The sequence below is a fragment of the Kitasatospora sp. NBC_00039 genome (assembly GCF_045160625.1).
GTDB lineage: Bacteria > Actinomycetota > Actinomycetes > Streptomycetales > Streptomycetaceae > Kitasatospora.
In genome coordinates, this window is record NZ_CP108289.1 from 3,926,113 (window position 1) to 3,946,783 (window position 20,671).

General features: G+C 74.2%; 19 protein-coding genes. 8 read left to right on the forward strand and 11 right to left on the reverse strand.

The annotated features are described in order from the left end of the window. The first annotated feature begins 233 nt into the window (after positions 1-233). Positions 234-1,448: an MFS transporter gene (locus OG286_RS17310; protein WP_396324448.1), complete on the forward strand. Its 1,215-nt coding sequence runs from the start codon at positions 234-236 to the stop codon at positions 1,446-1,448. 165 nt (positions 1,449-1,613) lie between these two features. Here OG286_RS17310 and OG286_RS17315 read toward each other — a convergent pair whose 3' ends face one another. From OG286_RS17315 to OG286_RS17335, 5 genes are all read right to left on the reverse strand, one after another. Continuing rightward, positions 1,614-1,841: a hypothetical protein gene (locus OG286_RS17315; RefSeq protein ID WP_396324447.1), complete on the reverse strand. Its 228-nt coding sequence runs from the start codon at positions 1,839-1,841 to the stop codon at positions 1,614-1,616. A gap of 222 nt (positions 1,842-2,063) precedes the next feature. Next, entirely contained in the window at positions 2,064-3,251 is a 1,188-nt protein-coding gene (locus OG286_RS17320) for a LacI family DNA-binding transcriptional regulator (protein ID WP_405365446.1), read from the reverse strand. A 14-nt stretch (positions 3,252-3,265) separates the two neighbouring features. Then, the gene (locus OG286_RS17325; RefSeq protein WP_396324445.1) at positions 3,266-3,607 is read right to left on the reverse strand and encodes a DUF4229 domain-containing protein; all 342 of its coding nucleotides are present in this window, start codon (positions 3,605-3,607) and stop codon (positions 3,266-3,268) included. Between the two features lie 117 nt (positions 3,608-3,724). Continuing rightward, on the reverse strand, positions 3,725-4,252 hold the full coding sequence (locus OG286_RS17330) for a GNAT family N-acetyltransferase (RefSeq protein ID WP_396324444.1): 528 nt from the start codon (positions 4,250-4,252) through the stop codon (positions 3,725-3,727). Between the two features lie 22 nt (positions 4,253-4,274). After that, positions 4,275-5,696, reverse strand: a complete 1,422-nt coding sequence (locus OG286_RS17335; protein ID WP_405365448.1) for an MFS transporter — start codon at positions 5,694-5,696, stop codon at positions 4,275-4,277. 124 nt (positions 5,697-5,820) lie between these two features. Here OG286_RS17335 and OG286_RS17340 point away from each other — a divergent pair, with 124 nt between their 5' ends. After that, the gene (locus tag OG286_RS17340) at positions 5,821-6,798 is read left to right on the forward strand and encodes a GlxA family transcriptional regulator (RefSeq protein WP_396324442.1); all 978 of its coding nucleotides are present in this window, start codon (positions 5,821-5,823) and stop codon (positions 6,796-6,798) included. A gap of 419 nt (positions 6,799-7,217) precedes the next feature. Here the strand turns inward: OG286_RS17340 and OG286_RS17345 are convergent, their stop codons facing one another. Beyond that, complete coding sequence (locus tag OG286_RS17345) at positions 7,218-7,778, reverse strand: ATP-binding protein (protein WP_396324441.1); 561 nt, start codon at positions 7,776-7,778, stop codon at positions 7,218-7,220. 547 nt (positions 7,779-8,325) lie between these two features. Between OG286_RS17345 and OG286_RS17350 the strand changes: the two genes are divergently transcribed. Together OG286_RS17350 and OG286_RS17355 are read left to right on the forward strand one after the other, a co-directional pair. Beyond that, complete coding sequence (locus OG286_RS17350) at positions 8,326-9,078, forward strand: sigma-70 family RNA polymerase sigma factor (protein WP_396324462.1); 753 nt, start codon at positions 8,326-8,328, stop codon at positions 9,076-9,078. After that, complete coding sequence (locus OG286_RS17355) at positions 9,075-10,256, forward strand: zf-HC2 domain-containing protein (RefSeq protein WP_396324440.1); 1,182 nt, start codon at positions 9,075-9,077, stop codon at positions 10,254-10,256. The genes OG286_RS17350 and OG286_RS17355 overlap by 4 nt, the downstream gene beginning before the upstream one ends. 107 nt (positions 10,257-10,363) lie before the next feature. Here the strand turns inward: OG286_RS17355 and purU are convergent, their stop codons facing one another. Together purU and OG286_RS17365 are read right to left on the reverse strand one after the other, a co-directional pair. Beyond that, positions 10,364-11,230, reverse strand: coding sequence for a formyltetrahydrofolate deformylase (purU, locus tag OG286_RS17360; RefSeq protein ID WP_396324439.1), 867 nt, complete (start codon positions 11,228-11,230; stop codon positions 10,364-10,366). 233 nt (positions 11,231-11,463) lie between these two features. Then, positions 11,464-11,979, reverse strand: coding sequence for an SCO4402 family protein (locus tag OG286_RS17365; protein WP_396324438.1), 516 nt, complete (start codon positions 11,977-11,979; stop codon positions 11,464-11,466). A gap of 173 nt (positions 11,980-12,152) precedes the next feature. On the opposite strand from OG286_RS17365, the gene OG286_RS17370 reads away from it, so the two are divergent. After that, positions 12,153-13,460: an ABC transporter substrate-binding protein gene (locus OG286_RS17370; protein WP_396324437.1), complete on the forward strand. Its 1,308-nt coding sequence runs from the start codon at positions 12,153-12,155 to the stop codon at positions 13,458-13,460. Between the two features lie 153 nt (positions 13,461-13,613). Here the strand turns inward: OG286_RS17370 and OG286_RS17375 are convergent, their stop codons facing one another. Together OG286_RS17375 and OG286_RS17380 are read right to left on the reverse strand one after the other, a co-directional pair. Then, positions 13,614-14,795: a hypothetical protein gene (locus tag OG286_RS17375; protein ID WP_396324436.1), complete on the reverse strand. Its 1,182-nt coding sequence runs from the start codon at positions 14,793-14,795 to the stop codon at positions 13,614-13,616. Between the two features lie 185 nt (positions 14,796-14,980). After that, entirely contained in the window at positions 14,981-16,357 is a 1,377-nt protein-coding gene (locus OG286_RS17380) for a transcriptional regulator (RefSeq protein WP_148643299.1), read from the reverse strand. A 324-nt stretch (positions 16,358-16,681) separates the two neighbouring features. Here OG286_RS17380 and OG286_RS17385 point away from each other — a divergent pair, with 324 nt between their 5' ends. After that, positions 16,682-17,380 carry a bifunctional DNA primase/polymerase gene (locus OG286_RS17385; protein ID WP_396324461.1) on the forward strand — a complete coding sequence of 233 codons (699 nt, stop codon included), beginning with the start codon at positions 16,682-16,684 and terminating at the stop codon, positions 17,378-17,380. A 534-nt stretch (positions 17,381-17,914) separates the two neighbouring features. Here OG286_RS17385 and OG286_RS17390 read toward each other — a convergent pair. Next, positions 17,915-18,607: a metal-dependent transcriptional regulator gene (locus OG286_RS17390; protein WP_396324435.1), complete on the reverse strand. Its 693-nt coding sequence runs from the start codon at positions 18,605-18,607 to the stop codon at positions 17,915-17,917. Positions 18,608-18,828: 221 nt separating this feature from the next. Here OG286_RS17390 and OG286_RS17395 point away from each other — a divergent pair, with 221 nt between their 5' ends. Together OG286_RS17395 and OG286_RS17400 are read left to right on the forward strand one after the other, a co-directional pair. Beyond that, on the forward strand, positions 18,829-19,593 hold the full coding sequence (locus OG286_RS17395; RefSeq protein WP_396324434.1) for a sugar isomerase domain-containing protein: 765 nt from the start codon (positions 18,829-18,831) through the stop codon (positions 19,591-19,593). Positions 19,594-19,759: 166 nt separating this feature from the next. After that, positions 19,760-20,671, forward strand: coding sequence for a DUF4231 domain-containing protein (locus tag OG286_RS17400; RefSeq protein WP_396324433.1), 912 nt, complete (start codon positions 19,760-19,762; stop codon positions 20,669-20,671).

The following is a 20,671-nucleotide window of genomic DNA, read 5'->3' on the forward strand; positions in this document are numbered from 1 at the left end:
GCCGTTCATCCGGGGTGCTCCTGAGGTGGTCATGGCCGACACGTTAGCAGTAAAGGTTTGAGATGTTCAAAGTACTTGTTTGAGATGAGGGCAACCTTCCGATCAAATCCGGACACGAACGAGACTGACACGCCATCAGTTCTTCCGATCACCCCGATTGACCATCGCTGGTTATACGTATAACTTAGAGGCAACCCCCCCGCCCCTCCCTGCCCGGAACCGGAGAACCGTCCATGGGCTATCTCGCCCTGCTCCGAGCCCCGCACGTCAGCCGCCTCCTCCTCGGCACCCTGCTCGGCCGCCTCCCCGCCGGCATGACCGCCCTGGTGATCGCGCTGGCCCTGCGCGAGGCCGGCGCGCCGTACAGCCGGATCGGGCTGGCCACCGCCGCCTACGCGATCTCGGCCGCCGTCGGCGGGCCGGTGCTGGGGCGGATCGTGGACCGCACCGGACAACCGCGGGTGCTGCTCGCCTCGGCCGTGGTCGCCGGCGGCGGCTACGCGCTGCTCGCGCTCGCGCCCGGCTCCACCGTGGCCGCACCGGTCGGCGCCGCGATCGCCGGCCTGGCCATGCCGCCGCTCGAACCCTGCCTGCGCTCGCTCTGGCCGGACGTCGTCGAGGAGAAGCAGCTCGACACCGCGTACGCCTTCGACTCCGCCTCGCAGCAGATCCTCTACGTCGCCGGACCGCTCGCGGTGGCCGGCATAGCGGGCGTGTTCAGCCCGGTCGCGGCGCTCTGGGTGGCCGCGGGCCTGGGCCTGGCCGGGGCACTGATCGTGGCCACCGCCGGACCGGCCCGGGCCTGGCAGGCGCCGCCCCGCGCGCACTCGGCCGGCCTGCTCGGGCCGCTCCGCTCCCCCGGCCTGGTCCTGCTGCTGGTCGGCCTGGCCGGCGCCGGCTGGACGGTCGGCGCGCAGAACGTGCTCTTCATCGCCTACGCCGAGGCCCACGACGGCGGACTGCCCGGCGGCGCGGGGACGCTGCTGGCCCTGGCGGCACTCGGCGGCCTGCTCGGCGCGCTCGCCTACGGCGCGGTGCGGTGGCGCAGCTCCACCGCCACCCGGACGTGGGTGATGGCGCTCGGGATGGCCGCCAGCTACCTGCCGCTCATGCTGCTCCCCGGGCCGTACGCGATGGCCGGGCTGGCCTTCCTCTCCGGGATCGGGCTGGCGCCGCTGCTGGCGGCCGCGTTCGTGCTGGTCGCCGAGCTGGCGCCGGCCGGCACCGTGACCGAGGCGTTCGCCTGGCTGGTGACGCTGTTCGCGACCGGCAACTCGCTCGGCTACGCCGTCTCCGGCAGCCTCGCGGAGGGCTCGTTGCGCTCGGTGGCGCTCTGCGCGGTGGGCGGGATCGCGCTGGGCGGGCTGCTGCTGTTCGGCGCCCGCCGCTGGTTCCGGCCCGCGCCGGCCGCCGCCACCCCGGTGGCGGCGCCGGTACCGGTGGGCTGAGACCCACCCGCAGAGGTGGACTGAGACCCGCCGCAGAGGTGGGCCGGGCCCGCCCCAGAGACGTGACTGCGCCCGTCGGACCGGGTGGTCTGGCCGACGGGCGCAGTCACTTAGTTACACATGCACCTGCGTTCACCTGTGTTCACCGCCCCCGGCCCGGCTCGATCAGCTGTGGCGGCCGCGGCCTCCCCAGGCGATCAGGGCGAGCAGCAGGCCGGCGCCGAGAACGGCCGCGCCGAGCAGGCCCGCGAGGGTGCCGAGCCCGCCGCCGTGGGCCTCGGCGGGCGGGGCACCCAGGGCGCCGGTGAGCAGGGTGCCGCCGAGGAGTCCTAGGACGGCGGCCAGCCGTACCAGGCGTGGCAGGCGTGGAGGTCTGGATCGGAGCGTCCGCATGGCGGAATCTCATCGTCCGTTTATCTGCCCGGCCACGCGGCGCGAGACGCCCTGACGATATTTCACCTGTTCGAACCAGGGGTTGCCCGAACGGCCCTTTCGATGGCGGCGGGCCCGGGCGCCGATGGACCGGGCGCCGATGGACCGGGGTCGGCGGACGGGAGCGGGCGGGGGCGGCGGCGGTCCCCCCGAGTCGGCGGGGTCAGCGGGGGGTCAGCCGGCTCAGCGGGCGGCGGAGACGGCCGCGGTCGAGGAGCGCAGCACCAGCGAGGTGGCCAGCGGCGGGACCGGGGCGACCGGCTCGCCGCGGAGCAGGTCCGCGAGGGCAGCGACTCCGGCCCGGCCCAGCTCCTCGCCGGGCAGGTCGACGGTGGTGAGCGGCGGAGTGAGCAGGCCGGCCACCGGGATGTTGTCGATGCCGACCACCGAGAGGTCGGCGGGGACGCGCAGCCCGAGTTCGGCGGCGGCCTGGTAGACCCCGGAGGCCACCACGTCGTCGTCGCAGATCACCGCGTGCGGGCGGTCCGGGCGCTCCAGCAGCCGGCGGGCGACGCCGAGGGCGGCGGGCTGGCCCTCGTTGAGGCTGACGCCCAGCTCGATCACGTCCAGGCCGAGCGCCCGGGCCGCCTCCTCGAACGCGGCCTGGCGGACCCGGAAGGTGTACGCGGAGTGGGTGGAGCGCAGCCGGCCGAGGCGGCGGTGGCCGAGCCCGGCCAGGTGCTCGACGGCGGCCCGCATGCCGCCGGCCACGTCCAGCTCGATGGTCGGGCGGGCCCGGTCGGTGCCGGGGTCGGCGTCCAGGAAGACGGCAGGGGTGTCGGCGGGCAGCTCGCCGAGCTGGCTGTCGTCCGGAGAGCAGATCAGCAGGCCGTCGAAGCGGCTGGTGGTGGCGGCGTCGGCCAGGGTGGCGCTCCCCCAGCCGGAGCTGACCACGACGGCCAGGCCGTGCTTGCCGGCCTCCTCGTGGACGCCCTCCAGCACCCGGCCGAAGAACGGGCCGAGGATGTTCGGGACGGCCAGAAGGATCATGCCGCTGCGGCCGAGGCGCAGCTGCCGGCCGGCTGCCTGCGGGCGGTAGCCGAGGCTGCGGGCGGCCTCCCGGACGCGCTCGCGGGTGGCGTCGGACACCCGGCGGCCGGCCTCGGAGCCGGAGAAGACCAGCGAGACGGTGGCCTGGGAGACCCCGGCGAGGCGGGCGACGTCCCTGCCGGTGGGCTTGCGGACCGGCGCCGGCCAGGTGCCGAGAACGCCCTCACCGGGCGCACCGCCGGACGCGGCCGTCCCTCCGGACGCGCCGGAAGCACGCGAAGTCGGACCGGCCGACTTCTCGTGCGCGGGCACCTCGTGCGCGGGCACCTCGTGCGCGGGCTCGTCGTGCTGTGGCGCGGGACCTGGGGCGGGGGCGGGCACGGCGCTGGTGCGGGTCAGCTCTGCAGGGCCGCCGCGCGGGCGGCGTCGTCGGCGGCATCCTCCTCGGCGTTCTGCGCCGCGATCCGCTCGGCCGTCCGGTTGCGGAGACCGGAGACCTTGTCGGAGATCTGGGCCGACATCTCGTCGCGCTGCTTGCTCAGCAGGACGTAGCTGAGCGGCGCCGAGACCAGTGCGGCCAGCAGGAAGAGGAAGATGACGCCGAGCTCGCCCTTGACCGGGATCACCCCGAAGTGGCCGAGCAGCAGGGAGAGCAGCAGGCAGCCGAGGAAGATGCTGACCCGCAGGGAGGTGTAACGGAGCGTGGCGTGCGACTTGCTGCTCACATTGCTGCTCACCGGGAACACATCCTTCTCTGCGCGGGGCTCGGCCGGTCTCCCAGTGAAGCATGCCTGACGGACTGCGCGGGGCACGGGTCGCCCGTCCCCCGCGTCCGGGCGGCCGCCGGGCCGCCGTCAGCGCAGGTCGAGCCACATGGTGACGTCGTCGCGATCGTCCCCGGGGGCGACCCGGATCGCGGCCGGGACCCGGCCGGCCTCGGTCCAGCCGCAGCGCCCGTAGAAGGCCTCCAGGCCGAGCCCGCCGCGCAGGGTCAGCCGCAGGCTCTCCAGGCCCCAGGCCCGGGCGACCCGTTCGGCCTCGGCCATCAGCCCGGCGCCGTAACCGCGCCCCTGGAAGTCCGGGTGGACCATGACCCGCTTGAGCAGCCGCCAATGGTCCATCGGCGCGAACCGCATGGACTCGAAGAAGAGCAAGCCGGCGAGCCGGCCGGTCTCCACCTCGTGGGCGACAAGCAGCCGGTCAGGCTCGCCCGGCCCGACACCGGCGAACTGCACGTCGGCGGTCTTCCAGACCTCGTCCTCCGTCACCGGTGCGACGAAGCCGACCGCGCCACCGGCATTGGTGACGTCCGTCCAGAGCCGGACGGCGGCGGCGCGCAGGTCAGGGTCGAGAACCGGGTCGAGGGTGAAGGCGAGCGTCATGGCCGCGGAGCCTACCCGACCCTTACGACAGTGCCGGGACCGGCCGGGCCGCGCCGTTCCCCCGCAGCGCCAGGCAGAGCACGACGGCGACCGCGCAGAGCCCACCGGCCGCGTACCAGGCCAGGTCGTAGGTGCCGAGCGCGTCCCTGGCCAGGCCCGCCAGGCCGGCCACCACGGCCGCGCCGATCTGGTGGCCGGCAAGCGCCCAGCCGAAGACGATCGACGCGTCCTCGCCGAAGTGCCGGCGGCAGAGCGCGACGGTCGGCGGCACGGTGGCCACCCAGTCCAGGCCGTAGAAGATCACGAAGGCCAGGATCGGCGGCTCCAGCGTGCCGGCGAACAGTTGCGGCAGCAGGACCAGCGAGAGCCCGCGCAGCGCGTAGTAGGCGACCAGCAGGCTCCGGGAGTCGAAGCGGTCGGTGGCCCAGCCGCTGGCGATCGTGCCGACCACGTCGAAGACGCCGACCAGCGCCAGCAGGCCGGCCGCCGTGGTCACGGGCAGGCCGTGGTCGTGGGCGGCGGGGATGAAGTGGGTGCCGACCAGGCCGGCGGTGGTCGCGCCGCAGATCGCGAAGGAACCGGCCAGCAGCCAGAACGCCCGGCTGCGGCAGGCCTGGCGGAGCACCCGCAGCGAGCGGGCCACTGCCCGCCCGTCCGCCGCCGGCGCGGGCGGTGCCTCGGTGGCCCCGTACGGGAGCAGGCCGAGGTCGGCCGGGCGCTCGCGCATCAGCAGCAGCACCGGGACGGCGACCGCGCTGGCAGCCAGCGACACGACCACCACCGCCGAACGCCAGCCGTGCTCCTCGACCAGCCAGGCGCCGAGCGGCAGGAAGACCAGGTTGCCGGCCGCGCCGGCGGCGGTCAGCACGCCGGTGACCAGTCCCTGCCGGGCCCGGAACCAGCGGCCGGTGATCGTGGTGGCGAAGGCACCGGCCATCGAACCGCTGCCCAGGCCGACCAACACGCCCCAGCAGAGGACCAGTTGCCAGGGCTCGCGCATCAGCATGGTGAGGCCGGCGCCGACCGAGATGGTGAGCAGCGCGCAGACCACCACCAGCCGGACGCCGAACCGGTCCATCAGGGCGGCGGCGAAGGGGGCGGTCAGGCCGTAGAGGGTGAGGTTGACCGAGGTGGCGCTGGAGATCGTCCCCGTCGACCAGCCGAACTCGTTGTGCAGCGCGTCCATCATCAGGCTGGGCGTGGAGCGGAACCCGGCCGAGCCGAGCAGGACCAGCAGCGAGACGGCGGCCACCACCCAGGCGTAGTGCGGCCGCGGCTTGCGGGCGCCGCGGGGGGCAGGGGACGCGACGGAGACGGGGGCGCCGGGAGAGGCGACGGAGGTGGGGGCGGGTGCGGGTGCGGGGGCGCCGGGAGAGGCGACGGAGGTGGGGGCGGGTGCGGGGGCGGGTGCGGGTGCGGGTGCGGGGGCGTCCGGTTCGTTCACCCGGCCGAGTCTCCCGAACAGCCCGAACGCCCACGACTGGCCTGACTGCCAGCTTTCGCAAGGATCGGGCCAGCGACCGGCGTACGCTGAGGCACTGCATCGGGGCACGGGAAGGGAGACCGGGGTGGCGCACAAGGTCGCGGTACTGGCCCTCGACGGGGTGATCGCCTTCGAACTGGGCATCCCCGCAAGGATCTTCGAGTCGGCCAAGGACGCCGACGGCGTCCCGTTCTACCAGGTGGCCACCTGCACCGTGGACGGCCGGCCCGTCGCCACCAGCACCGACTTCCGGGTCGCCGTCGACCACGGGCCCGAACTGCTGGAACGGGCCGACACCGTGGTGATCCCGGCCTCCACCGATCCGGGCCCCAAGGAGGTGGACGCCGAGCTCAGCCCCGCCCTGATCGCCGCACTGGCCCGGATCCGGCCCGGCACCCGGCTGGTCTCGATCTGCACCGCGTCCTTCGTCCTGGCCGCCGCCGGCCTGCTCGACGGCCGCCCGGCCACCACCCACTGGAGCTACACCGGCCGGTTCGCCGCGCTCTTCCCGAAGGTCCGGCTCGACCCGGACGTGCTCTTCACGGACGACGGCGACGTGCTCACCTCGGGCGGGGTGGCGGCCGGCGTCGACCTCTGCCTGCACATCGTGCGGCGCGACCACGGCAGCGCGGTGGCCAACACGGTGGCCCGCACCTGCCTGGTCCCGCCGTGGCGCGAGGGCGGACAGAAGCAGTACGTCACGCTCCCCCGCACGGCCGCCGAGACCGGACCCGGCACCGCCGCCGTCCGGGCCTGGGTGCTGGAGCACCTGGACGAGCCGCTGCCGCTGCGTCTGCTCGCCGACCGGGCGGGCATGAGCGTACGGACCTTCACCCGGCGGTTCCGCGAGGAGACCGGCGCCAGCCCGGGCCAGTGGCTGACGGTCCAGCGCACCGAACGGGCCCGGCAGTTGCTGGAACGCACCGACATGACGATCGACCAGGTGGCCCGGGAGTCCGGATTCGGGACGGCCGCCTCACTGCGGCTCCGACTGCGCGGCCGACTGGACGTCGCGCCGAGCGCGTACCGGCGCACCTTCCGCACGGTCGAGCCCACTGGCTGACGGCCAGCGGGCGCCGTGGTCCGAGGAGCCGGAAAAGTGGTCCCGCCGGTGGCCGAAACACGCCCCCGGGAGTGGACGGATTGGATGGCGGCAGGCCGCACGCACCCCGAGCACGGCACGGCAGGCCGCCATCCAACCGCGACGCACGGGCCCTGAACCCGCGCAACCGCGCTCCGCACTCGCCAAGGAGCCACCGCGCGATCGGCAGACCACGGCCCCCCTGCTGACATGATCCCCCTGGACAGCAGCACCGCAGCGGCGTTCGGGTGTTCCCTCGGCGTCCCCTCGCGACGGAGAGCTGCTCCCAAGAGTGATCAGTCGGATACGTCACGTCAATGGCTTGTCCGAAATTCGGAATGGTTGCGTCAGGTTTCGGCCCGATGATCGCCGGGTGATCGCCCGGCGTCCCGCGGGAGTCGTCACTGCGCCGGCGCGGCCCAGTCCACGGTGGTCAGCGGGTCCACCGGCCGGGCGTCCGCGCCGATCTCGCACCAGACCCGCTTGCCCGAACCGTCCGGATACCAACCCCAGCGGTCGCAGAGCAGTTCGACCAGCTCCAGGCCGCGTCCGTTGGTGGCGTCGGTGTCCGCGCCGGCGTGCCGGGGGGCGGGGGCGGCCTGGCTGGCGTCCGCGACCTCGACCCGGAGCGGGCCGACGGTTACCGTCTCGCGCACGCCACCGCCGACCGCACCGCCGCCGACCGCACCGCCACCGCCCACGCCCCCCACCGCGGAGCCGTGCGCCGGGCCGGAGCCCGTGGTGACGTCGTCCATCGGGAAGCAGAGCCGGAGCACGGCCGGACAGCCGGTGTGCACCACGGCGTTGGTCACCAGCTCGGAGACGACCAGCACCACCGTCTCGGCGATCGGGGCATCCGGATCAACGCCGTGGTTGAGCAGCCGTGAGCGCACCCAGCGGCGGGCCCGGCCGACCTCGGCGGGGTCCGCCTGCACCGCCAGCTGTACCTGAAGAACCTGCACCGCTCCACCACCCGCACTCGCAGTTCGGCCGTCGTCTCGATCGGGCCGGGTCGTCCAGCCGGCCGGCCCTGGCGCGCGCCGGGCCACCGCATGCCGGGCCGCGCCGCACGTCAACCCGGTACGTCGCACCCGCGCCACCTCGTCCGTCGCGCACTGGCTGCGACACGAATACGCCTCAGGATGAGTCGGCGGGCGGACCGCAGCAAGCGCTTCGGGCATATTCCAGCGATCGGGGGACAGGGCAGTGCATACTGTTCCGTTCACTCTCGCGAGCCTCGCACCGGCGCTCGTCCGACCGGGGGCCGACCGGCCGGACACGCAGTGGCGAACCTACCGCCGGACGCCCCCGGTACCCGGCCCGCCACTCGCGAACCACCCGTGCGACATATGTCCAACGGCCTTCGAACAGCAGGATCGGCGGCAGATCCCCCGATGTGACGATCCGAAACTGCGGGCTCCCGTTCTGCCCGGAATCCACCCGGCCCCGGAAGAGCGCAAGATACCGTTGGGTACGGCAGCGAACCCCATGGCAGGAGGGTGGTTGACGATGGCCACCCCCGGCAGCGCCCCGCGCTGGGACGAACAGCTCCAACGCCGGCTCGCCCGGGGCGAGGAGACCGCCCTCGGCGAACTCTACGACCAGCTGGCGCCGATGGTGCACGGGCTGGCCGGGCGGATACTGGCCGACCAGGCCGCCGCCGCCCAGCTCACCCGCGAGATATTCGCCCATGTCTGGGAGCACCCCGAGGCCTTCGACCCGGCACAGGGCTCACTCCGGTCCTGGATCGGCTCGCTCGCCCACCGCCGCGCGGTGGACCGGCTCCGTCTCCGGCGCGCCGCCGAGGCCCCGCTCGCCGGCGGGGACAGCGACGGAAGCGAGGACAGACCGATCGCCAACGACGCCTCCGGCAGCGGCAGTTACGGCGAGGTCTCACCCGTCGAGGAGGAGATCCGGACCGTGGCCACCGCCGCCCGGATCCAGATCGCCGTCGACTCCCTGCCGCAGAGCCTGCGTGAGACGATCACGGTGTCGTACTACGGCGGCCGCACCTACCAGGAGACGGCCCGGCGACTCGGCGTCAGCGAGCAGATCGCCAAGCAGCGGATGCGGCTCGGCCTGGAGCTGCTGGCCACCGAACTCGCCGAGGAGCGCGACCGCCAGCGGCGCGCCCGGCACGGCGACGACCGGCGCGGCGACGCCCGGCAGCGCGGCGACGGGCAGCACGGGCACCAGCACCACGGGGAACAGCAGGACGAACAGCCCGACGACCGGCACCGGAACGAGGACGGGGGCACGTGACGACCACCGAGGAGCAGCACGAGGCCCTGCGCTCGCTGCTCGGCGCCTGGGCCCTGGGCGCCTGCCCGCGCCGCGAGGCCGCCGAGCTGGAACGCCACCTGCGGGCCTGCCCGGACTGCGCCGAGGACGCCGCCCGGCTGCGCGAGGCCGCCGGCTGGCTCGCCGTCGACGAACCGCTCGACCAGCCCGGATCGCTGCGCCAGCAGGTGCTCGACTGGTGCCTGTCCCGGCGCCCCGCCGAACTGCCCGTCCCCGCCTGGGGCGCGCCCTACACCGCCGAGACCGCCAAGCTCGACGCACTGCTGCGCGACCTCGGCCCGGAGGAGTGGCAGGAGGTGGCCGAACTCCCCTGGCACGGCGGCACCGAGTACCTGCGCCCGGCCGAGGTGCTCTGCCATCTCGCCGCCGTGGACGGCTATCTGGCCGTCGCCCTCGGCCTGCCCGACCCCGTCCCGGGCACCCCCACACCACCGGCCGGCCGCCGGGTACCGCTGCAGGAGGCGGCCCCGCCCGCGCCCCGGGTGCCGCCGCAGGGCGGCCCGCCGTTCGCCGGGATCACCGAGCGCACCGCCCGGCTCACCGCCGAACAGGCCGGCCTGCCGCCGCAGACGGTGCGCGCCCGGTGGCGCCGGCACTGCCAGGAGCTGGTCCGCACCGCCGCGTTGGCCCCGCAGGGCAACACGCCCGTCGACTACGGCTTCGCGACCGTCCCGCTGCGCGACGCCTTCGTCGACCGGGCCTTCGAGTGCTACGTCCACGGCGAGGACGTGGCCCGCGCGGTGGCGTACCCGTACGACCCGCCGGCGCCCCAGCACCTGCGGCAGATGGTCGACCTGGCCGTCCGGATGCTCCCGGCGGCGCTGGCCGGGCTGCGTGCCGCACGGCCCGAGCACGCCGGGGCGCCCGCGGCTGCGCCGGGCAGGGACGGCCGGACGGGCCGGCAGGTCCGGCTGGTGATCGACGGCCCCGCGGCCGGTGAGTGGCTGATACCGCTGGACGGCCCGGAGAGCGGCCCGTCCGGAGGGGAGCCGGTGGCCGCGATGGTGCTGGACGGGCTGGAGTTCTGCCAGCTGGCCGCCGCACACCGCGACCCGGACCGGCTGCCGGTGGGCGCGCACGGCGACCGGGCCGCGATCCGCGAGGTGCTCCACGCGGCCCCGCTGCTCTCGCGGCCGTAGGGCCGTGGAGCGTCGAGCCGTTCAGCCGTAGGCCTGGAGGCACACAGGGCTGCGGGCATGCGGGCCCTGGCCCGCGGCCCGCAGCTGCGTGCCTCCGGCCCGGACGGTCAGGCGAAGACCACCGTACGGGTGCCGTTGAGCAGCACCCGGTGCTCGCTGTGCCACTTCACCGCGCGGGCCAGTGCCTGGCACTCGACGTCCCGGCCGAGCGCGACCAGCTGGTCCGGGGTGATGTCGTGGGTCACCCGGGCCACCTCCTGCTCGATGATCGGCCCCTCGTCGAGGGCGGCGGTGACGTAGTGCGCGGTGGCGCCGATCAGCTTCACGCCACGGGCGTGCGCCTGGTGGTACGGCTTGGCGCCCTTGAAGCTCGGCAGGAAGGAGTGGTGGATGTTGATCACCTTGCCGGAGAGCGCGGTGCAGAGCTCGTCCGAGAGCACCTGCATGTAGCGGGCCAGCACGACCAGTTCGACGTTCTCCTTGGCGACCAGGTCCAGCAGCTGCTGCTCCGCCTCGGCCTTGGTGTCCCGGGTCACCGGGATGTGGTGGAACGGGATGCCGTAGCCCTCGGTCAGGTCGCGGAAGTCGGTGTGGTTGGAGACCACCGCGGCGATCTCCACCGGCAGCGCGCCGATCCGGTTGCGGAACAGCAGGTCGTTCAGGCAGTGCCCGAACTTGCTGACCATCAGGACGATCCGCATCCGCTCGTCGGTCGGGTGGATCTGCCAGTCCATCCCGAAGGAGGCCCCGATCGCGGCGAAGCTGGCCCGCAGCTTGTCCACGGTGACGGGCTCGGCGGCGGAGAAGTGCACCCGCATGAAGAACAGCCCGCTGTCGCCGTCACCGAACTGCTGGCTGTCGATGATGTTGCACCCGGTCATGAAGAGGTAGCTCGAGACCGCGTGGACGATGCCCTGCTTGTCGGGGCAGGACAGCGTGAGGACGTACTGGGCGCTGGCCGGCTGCTGTTCCACGGTGGGGGGTTCCCGTCCTGAGGTCGTGCTGTTGGTGAGTGGTCCAGCGTGTCACATCCTGGACAGCCACCGTCCCGCTGCCCGCACTCCGGGACGGCCCGGCCCACCCCGCGGCCTCGGGGCGGAGCGGAGCCCTGCGGCACCGGCCTCGGGGCGGAGCGGGACAAGGCCGGGACAGCGCCGGAGCAGGGCAGCGCCGGCGCAGGGCCGGGCAGCGTCAGCGCCGGCCCGGGTCAGGACGAGGTCAGGATGCGCAGCACGTCCAGCGAGCGCGGGCGGGCGTCCGGGTCCTCGCCGTCGTTGACCGCCAGCTTGACGTGCGCCTCGCGGGCCGCCCGGACCGCCTCCGGCCAGCCGTGGTGGCCGAGGTACGCGGAGGCCGGGGCGTCCGCGCCGACCTCGTGCAGGATCCGGACCACCCGGAGAACCGCGACATCCACCACGGTGGCCTCGGCCGAGTCGCGGAAGATCGTGCCGACGTACTTCTCGGCCGACCACCGGTCCAGCCAGGTGTCCTCCACCAGCCGGTAGACGGCGTCGGTCACGTCACCGAAGCCCTCACGGCCGGCCAGCCAGGTCTCCTGCTGGAACCCGGGGTCGGAAAGCATGTGCAGCGCCGAGCGCAGTCGGGCACGCCAGCGCCACCAGGGCAGATCGTTGAGCGGCATGCCGCCCATCGTGCTGGAGCGGTGGCCCGGACGAGAAGGGTTTCGGGCAGACCGATGCGAAGAATCTGTGCTGGCGGACATGGTGGACGATCGTACGTTCCCCGACCGTTCGTGCTCTACTCCGGTTCTACACGCGTCCCTGCCCGGAGTTCGGCCGCCGTTTGCCGTCCGTTCCCTTTTCGGCCCTCTCGGCGTGTGACGCCGGGGCTTGGCTTGTGCCGGTGCGCAGCACAGCGCCCCGGGAGGGAAGACCGATGACCAGCCGAAGGAGCTCGTCCCAGGCTCAGTACCCGATCGCGGTACGGCGTCGCCGCCGCCCGATCGCCGCAGCCGCCACCGCCGTGGCGCTGCTCCCCGCCCTCTTCTCGGCCTCCGCGTGCGGCGGACCGGCCGATGCCGCCGCCACCAACGACGCCGGCGACCTGACCGTGATGACCTGGGCGCCGTCCGGTACCGGCGCCGCCGACCGGCCCGGCATGACCACGCTGGCCGACGCCATCGGCCGGGACCTCAACACCAAGGGCGGCCTGAACGGCCGCAAGCTCCGCGTGCTCACCTGCAACGAGCACAACACCGCCGACGGCGCCACGGCCTGTGCCCAGCAGGCGGTGGACGCCAAGGCGGTCGCCGTGATCGGCTCGTACAGCCAGTACGGCGACCGCTTCATGCCGATCCTGGAGCGGGCCGGCGTCCCCCTGATCGGCGGGTACGGGCTCTCCCAGCCCGAGTTCAGCAGCCCGCTGTCGTACCCCGTGGCCGGCGGCATGCCGGCGCTGATCGGCGGCAGCGGCCGGCAACTGGTGGAGGCCGGCTGCAAGACCGTCTCGCTGGTCCGCCCGGACACCCCGGCCGGCGACAACCTGCTCGGCTACCTCGCCAACGCGCTCAAGCCGGCCGGGATCAAGCTGCTGGACGTCAAGGCGCCGGAGCAGTCCCCCGACTACACGCCGGTGGCCCGCAAGGCGATCGGCAAGGACGAGCCGGGCAACTGCCTCACCTCCGCGCTGGGCGCCGAGCCGACCGGCAACCTGCTCGACTCCTACCGCCGGCTGGGCCCGAGGAACACCAAGATCGCCTCGGTGATCGGCAGCGTCCAGCAGTCGGTGGTCGACTCCACCGGCGGCGACAGCGGCCCGCTGGCCGGGGCCTACGTGACCGGCTGGTACCCGCCCGAGTCGGCCAAGACCTGGGACGCGCTGCGCGCGGTGGTCCGCAGCGACGCCGCCGGCGGCCGGGCCATCGACGTCTCCGACCCCGGGGTGCAGACCACCTGGGTCGCCTACGAGGTGTTCCGGCAGGCGGTCGACCGGCTGAACGCGGCCGGCCGGACGGTCACCTCCAAGACGGTGACCGGGCTGCTGGACGGCGGCGAGCAGATCGACGTCGGCCTGACCCCGCCGCTGAACTGGGGCACCACCAACATGCTGCCGAGCACCGAGTCGCCGCGGCTGGTGAACACCTGGGTGACGTACCAGGTGGTCAAGGGCGGGCGGATGACCCTGCAGCAGCCGGGCTTCGTGGACGTGCGCTGGGTGCTCACCGGCGGCAGGCCGCCTGCGTGACCGGGGCCCGCCCGGGAGGGGCCCGAACGGGAGGGGCCTGAACGGCAGAGGCCTGCCCGGGAGGCACCGTACCGAGAGGGGCCGTACCCGGGCGACCCGGGCGGCCCCTCCGGAGCTCCCGGGGCCGGCCGGCGGCCGCGGGGAGGCTCTCGCCTACAGATCCCCGTCGCCGCGGGTCGGCAGGCCGGTCTGGCCCGCGATGGCGTTCCAGAGGGCGGAGGCCTGCTTCTTCGCGTTGGTGGCCGTGCTGCTGGCCTGGACCGCGTTCTTGTAGTGCTGGTTGTCGGCCTTCTTGGCGTCGCAGGCGGCCTGCATGTCCGTGGCCCAGGCCGCGTACTCGTCGTCGGCGGTCGCCGAGGCCGTCCAGGCCGCGTTGAGCTGTTCGACCAGCTGCGGGCCGCCCGGCAGCTTGTCCGTCTTCAGCGCCGCCAGCTTGGTCTGCAGCTCCCGGCGCTTGCCCGCGGCGTCGGCCAGGGCCTGCTGCGACTCGGGCAGCTTGTCGCACTTCTGAACCGCGCCCACCGCGTTGACCACCGCCGTGCGGCTGTCGCTGGCGGTGCCGAGCAGGTCGGAGAGCGGCTGCGCCTGTGCCTTGACCTCCGGGTTGACGGTCGCCGCCGAGCCGCTCGCGGTCGGCGCACCGGTGGAGGTGCTGCTGCCGGTGGCCACCGGGGCGGCCTGCTTCTCCTTGCCGGGGGACTTGTCGTCGCCCCCGCTCATCAGGACGGCCACCAGGATGCCGGCCGCCGCGCAGCCGGCCACCACGCCGCCGATGATCAGCTTGCCGGACGAACGCCCGCCGTTGCCGCCGCCCCGGGCCGGGACCGGGCCGGTCGGGTAGTCCTGCCCGCTGTACTCGGGCTGGGCCGGGTACTCCTGCGGGGCGGGCTGGTAGGCCGGCTGCGCCTGCTGCGGGTAGGCCTGCCCCGGCGCGGGCTGCTGGTAGCCGGGCTGGGGCGGGTAGCCGGCCGCCTGCGGGTCCGCGGTGGGGTAGGGCGGCAGGTACTGGGTGGCCGGGGCCGGGTCGGCCTGCGGCGCGGCGCCGTACCCGGGCTGCGGCGCGCCGCCCCACGGGGCGCCCTGGGCCGGGATGGCCTGGGTCGGCAGCGCGTGCGCGCCCTCGCCGAGGTACTCCGGCTGACCGGCGGGGTGACCGGCCGGCGGCAGGTGCGGCTGTCCGATCGCGGGACCGGCCTGCTGCCCGGCAGGCGGCTGCTGGCCCGGCGCACCCTGGCCCGGCACACCGCCCTGGCCCTGCGGCTGGCCGGGCTCCGGGCGAAACAGATCGTCCAGGTTGAAGTCACCCGAGTTGGGGTACGAGCGGCGCTGGCTCAACGCGATTCCTCACCTGTGCACGACCGCGCGCTGACGGCGGACCACATCTCGTCGGTTCTTGGGAGCATCACAGTTCCTTGGACGTCGCGCCCACGCTACCGGTTCGCCGAACCGGGTGACCACGTGGGCGGTCCATCCCTCACCGGCCCCTCACGTGCGCGCCGACGACGCGCCCTCCGTCCAGGTCAGGCGGCCTCCGCCTCGGCCCGGGCCTGGAACTCGCGGACCACCCGCTGCTCCCGGAACGGCTCCAGTCGCCGCCGGAACTCGTCCAGGTACTCCACGCCCCGGTTGGACCGCAGCCCGCTCAGCAGCCGCACCGCCTGGGCGCCGGTCTCACAGGCCCGCTCCAGGTCGCGCTGCTGGAGCTGGGCCGTGGCCAGCAGGACGAGGTCGACCGCCCGGCGCCGCACCCTGGTCGGGGGGTGCAGGTCGAGCGCCCGGCGGGCGTAGTGCTCGGCCTGGCCGGCCTGCTCCAAGTCGCGGTGGCAGTGGGCCAGCTCGTCCGCGAGGTAGGCGTCGTCGAAGTGGACGATCCAGTCCGGGTCGTCCTCCGGGCGGCGCTTCTCCATCGCCTCCAGCGCCTTGGCGGCCACCGCCTCGCAGGAGCGGGCGTCGCCGAGCAGGGCGTGGCCGCGCGCCTCGGCCGCGTAGAACATCGCCATCGCCGTCGGGGTGGCCACCGAGCGGGCACCCTCCTGCGCGGCGCGGGCGAGTTGGGCGATCTCCCGCGGGTTGCCCAGCGTCGCCGCCAGGTGGCTCATCGAGGCCGCCAGCACGTATCCGCCGTAGCCGCGGTCATCGGCTGCCTGGGCGAGCCGCAGCGCCTGGATGTAGTAGCGCTGGGCCAGGCCAGGCTGCCCGGTGTCCACCGCCATGTAGCCGGCCAGCTCGGTCAACCGGGCGACCGCCGCGAAGAGTTGCCGCCCGGTCTCCTCCCGGTAGGCGCCGCCCAGCAGGCCGGAGACCACGCTGTTGAGGTAGTGGACGACCACCGGGCGGACGTGCCCGCTGCCGAAGCGGTGGTCGAGGTCGACCAGCATCGCCGTGGTCGCCCGGATCGCCGCGACGTCCGTCGGACCGACCCGCGGGCCGCCGGTACGGGCCACCACCGGGTCGGGCGGGGTGATCAGCCAGTCGCGGCTGGGCTCGACGAGCGCGGAGGCCGCCACCGTCGCCCCGGTCAGGAAGTCCCGTCGGCCGACGTCGCTGCGCCACAGCTCGCAGACCTGCTCCAGCGCGGCGTTCAGCGTCGGCGCGAACTGCAGCCCGATCCCGGAGCTGAGGTTCTTGCCGTCGGCCATGCCGATCTCCTCGACCGACACGCTCCGCCCCAGCTTGCGGCCGAGCGCCTCGGCGATGACCGCCGGGGCCTGCCCGCGCGGCTGCTGGCCGCGGAGCCAGCGCGCGACGGACGTCTTGTCGTACCGAAGGTCCAGGCCGTGCTCCGCGCCGCACAGGTTGACTCTCCGCGCCAGGCCGGCATTGGAGCAGCTGGCCTCCTGAATGAGCTGCTGCAGACGCTCGTTGGGCTGTCGTGCGACAAGTGGTCTCGCGGCCATTGGGCTTCGCCTCCCCACACCCTCCGGTCCCGGCCGGCGGGCGACGATTCTGCTGATCTGTTGCCGACTGTCCGACCGTCCAAGGAATCTGACACCAGGTTAGCGATCAGCAACGCCACCGGGATACCCACGGTGACGATCCCCACCCCCCGCGCGCCCTGGGAAATGCCCCCGTGCGCCCCCACTGCGCCCACCCCGGTCCACCCCGGTCGCGCCAACTCGGTTGCCTCACCGGTTCGGGTGACATTGCCACCACGCGCAAGACCCGCCCACGCCCGGCCGTAACCAGCCTCACGCACGGTAGTTGTGCACCGCGTGGAAGACATCCCAGACTCCCCCGACCAGGGCGGCACCGCCGGACTGCCCCCGCTGCTCATCGAAGCCGTCAGCTACGCCGAGAGCCGGCACTGGGAGGTCGCGCCGGGCGCCTGGCTGATCGACGGCGACGGGCCGGCCCGCTGCTCCTGCGGCGACGCCCGCTGCCCGCTGCCCGGCGCGCACCCGATCGACTCGGACTGGGCGCGCAAGGCGAGCGCCGGCCCGGGCGCGGTGCGGCGCTGGTGGGCCGAACGCCCGGACGCCTCGATCCTGCTGCCCACCGGCCGCTCCTTCGACGTCCTGGACGTGCCTGAGGTGGCCGGCTGCCTGGCGCTGGCCCGGATGGAGCGGATGGACCTCCAGCTCGGCCCGGTGGTGGCCGTTCCGGCGGCCCCCGGACGCTCCGGCCGGCGGCTGCACTTCCTGGTGCTGCCCGGAGTGGCCGCCAAGCTGCCGGAGATGCTGCGCAAGCTCGGCTGGCCTCCCGGCCGGCTGGACCTGGTGGCCCGCGGCGAGGGCGACTGGACGGTGGCCCCGCCGTCCCGGGTCGGCCCGTCCGGCTTCGCCCAGTGGGCCCGCTCGCCCTCCGTGCTGAACCGCTGGCTGCCGGACGCCGCCGAGCTGATCAGCCCGCTCGCCTACGCCTGCGGTCGCGAGACCCCGTCGGCGCACCCCCAGCCGGCCCAGCCGGCGGCGGTGCGCTGAGCCACCCGGGCCCGTGCTGGGCCGGACGGTCTCCGGGCCCGGCCCGGAGATTCACCGTCCCGTGAACGGCCGCCCTACGCCTATCGGGTGAGGGTGCGCAACGCGCGACACCCCGCGCGCGACTGACGGGCCTTGCCTCCCACCGGAGGCGGGGCCCGTCACATGCATGTGCGGATAAGGCTTCGGTGTACCCGCTGGTCAACGGCGAAAGCCCCTCGTACGAGTGACAACGCTCAAGGATTGCCATGATCTGCCGAGGGGAGAAATTCCACCGTGAGGGGACGCCGGAAGGGACGCTCGGACGGGGAAGCCGGGCGGGGCGGTCGGGAGGGAACGGAGGGGACGGGAGGGAACGGAGGGGACGGGAGGGACGGGAGGGAACGGAGGGGCCGTGACACCGGCCGGGTTCGGGGAGGCCGGTGTCACGGAAGCACCGTGGGACAGGGAGGGACGGGGAGGACGAGCAGGGCCCGGTGCACGGGGATGCACCGGGCCCTGCTCACTGCTCTGTCGTCACTGCGCTGTCGGGGAGGGTCAGGCCTGCGCGACGAAGACGTGCGCGGCGATCTCCTTGCCCAGCTCGGCCGCGGTGTCGCCGGTGCCGACCAGCACCCCGCCGACCCCGGCGGTGACCCGCACCGTCGAGCCCGGCCGGATCCCGGCCCGGCGCAGCGTGCGCATCAGCTCGCCGTCCGTCTGGATCGGCTCGCCGATCCGGCGGACCACGACGTCCGCCCCGGCGTCGCCCGGGCGGACCGTGTCCAGCGGGACGAGCGCGGCGTCGAAGCCCTCGCCCTCCGCCTTGGCGTCGCCCAGCTCGTCCAGGCCAGGGATCGGGTTCCCGTACGGGGACTGGGTCGGGTGGCCGAGCATGGCGAGCACCTTGCGCTCGACCGTCTCGCTCATCACGTGCTCCCAGCGGCAGGCCTCCTCGTGGACCTGCTCCCACTCCAGGCCGATCACGTCGACCAGCAGGCACTCGGCGATGCGGTGCTTGCGCATCACGCGCACCGCGAGCCGGCGGCCCTCCTCGGTGAGTTCGAGGTGACGGTCGCCCGCTACCCGGAGCAGCCCGTCGCGCTCCATCCGGCCGACCGTCTGGCTGACCGTGGGGCCGCTCTGCTCCAGACGCTCGGCGATCCGGGCGCGCATCGGGGTGATGCCCTCCTCCTCCAGCTCCAGGATGGTGCGAAGGTACATCTCAGTGGTGTCGATCAGCCCAGACATCGCCGCTGGCTCCGTTCTTCGGTGTCCTCACCGCCAATTCTGACGTACGGCAACGACAACCGGGCCCGCGCAGGGGCCCCGGGGGCCGCATTTCGTTCCTGTTGACAGCGGCACCGGTGAGGCAGCACGGTGCTCGCCGTAGCTTTCTCCATCGGCGGTCTGGACCACCCAGGCCTCCCCACCCGGCCGGCTCCCCCGCCGGCAGAGAGCGAAGGCAACCGATGAGTGACCTGGTCGGCCGGTACTTCAACGCCGCGATCGCCCACCTCCAGCGGGTCCGCGCCGAGGAGGCCGACACCATCGACGCGGCCGGCGCGCTGCTGGCCGAGGCGGTGACCGAAGGACGCCGAATCTTCACCTTCGGCTCCGGCCACTCCTCGCTGGCCGCCCAGGACGTGGTCTACCGGGCCGGGGGGCTCGTCCCGGTCAACCTGCTGGACGTCCCCGGGATGGCCGGGGTGACGGTGATGCCGGCCCCGCTCGCCAGCGCGCTGGAGCGCGTCTCCGGCCTGGCCACCACCACCCTGGACCTCACCCCGGCCACCGCGGGGGACCTCCTCTTCGTCATCTCGCTCTCCGGCCGCCAGGTCATGCCGGTCGAGCTGGCCCAGTACGCCCGGACCCGCGGGCTGAAGGTGATCGGGGTGACCTCGCTGGCGTACCCGGAGGAGGTGCCCTCGGCGCACCCCTCCGGCACGTACCTGAAGGACCACTGCGACGTCGTCCTGGACAGCAAGATCGCGGTCGGCGACGGCGAGCTGACCCACCCGGCCGCCGAGACCTCCTTCGGCCCGGTCTCCACCATCGTGACCAGCGCGCTGATGCAGGCCGTGGTCGCCACGGCGGTCGGCCGGCTGGCCGACGCGGCGGCGGCCGGCGCCGGGGCCGCCCCGCCGCTGTTCCGCTCCGGCAACGTGCCCGGCGGCACCGAGTGGAACGCCAAGCAGATGGCCGACAACGCGGACCGGATCTTCTACACGTACTGAGGGCGGGTGCCCGGGTACCGGACAACCTGCGGCGGCATCCCGGCCAATGCGGCCGGAGCCGGCCCGGGCCAGGCGTACCGGCACGGCGGGCGGGGCAGGACAGCGGTGCGACCGGAGCGACGGGTGGGGGCCGAGGATGGCGTCGGGTGGGGGTCCGATGGGAAGAGTGCGCGAGCAGGAGCTGATGCCCGCGCTGTTCTGGTCCGCCGACTCTGCCTCCCTGCAGGGCCAGCGGCGGTCCGTGCTGCTCTCCGCGTGGGAGCTGGTGCTGCTGGTCGCCGCCGCCGCGTTCGGCTCGGCCGACGGCACGCCCTGGGCCTGGCCGGCCGCCGCGGCCTACCTCGGTGCGATCGCCCTCGCCGTGGTGATCAGCCGCCAGAACCCGCAGGGCCTCTGGTACGAGGGCCGGGCGGCCGCCGAGTCGGTGAAGACGCTGGCCTGGAAGTTCAGCGTCCGGGCCGATGCGTACCAGCCGCCGCCGCGGAGCCTGCCGGACGCCGAGGGGCTGTACAGCTTCCAGCTCGGCCGGGTGCTGAACGCCTTCCGGGGCAGCCGGGCGATGGGCGCCGCCGGGACGGAGGACGGCGGGGCGCGGATCACCGACGCGATGCGCGACCTGCGCGACCAGCCGCTGGCGGTGCGCCGCGAGGTGTACCTGCGGGAGCGGATCCAGGTGCAGCACGACTGGTACCGCTCGAAGGCGCGGTACTGCGCCCGGGCCGGCTTCTGGACCGGCGTCCTGGGCGTGGTGCTGCCGCTGCTCGGCCTGGTGCTGGCGGTGCTGCGGGCGATGGGCGAGTTCGGCTACGACGCGCTCGGCACCGTCTCGGCGGTGGCCGCCTCGGTCGCCGCCTGGGCGCAGCTGCGCCAGTACCGGCCGCTGGCCGCCGCGTACGGGCTGGCCGCCGACGAGCTGGAGCTGATCCGCAGCCAGCTGGCCCAGCTGGACGTGACGTCGTCCGACGCCGAGGAGATCTGGGCCCGGCTGGCCCGGGACGCCGAGGACGCGGTCTCCCGGGAGCACACCACCTGGCAGGCCCGCCGTGAGGTCCGCGGCACCACCGACCGGGACCACTGA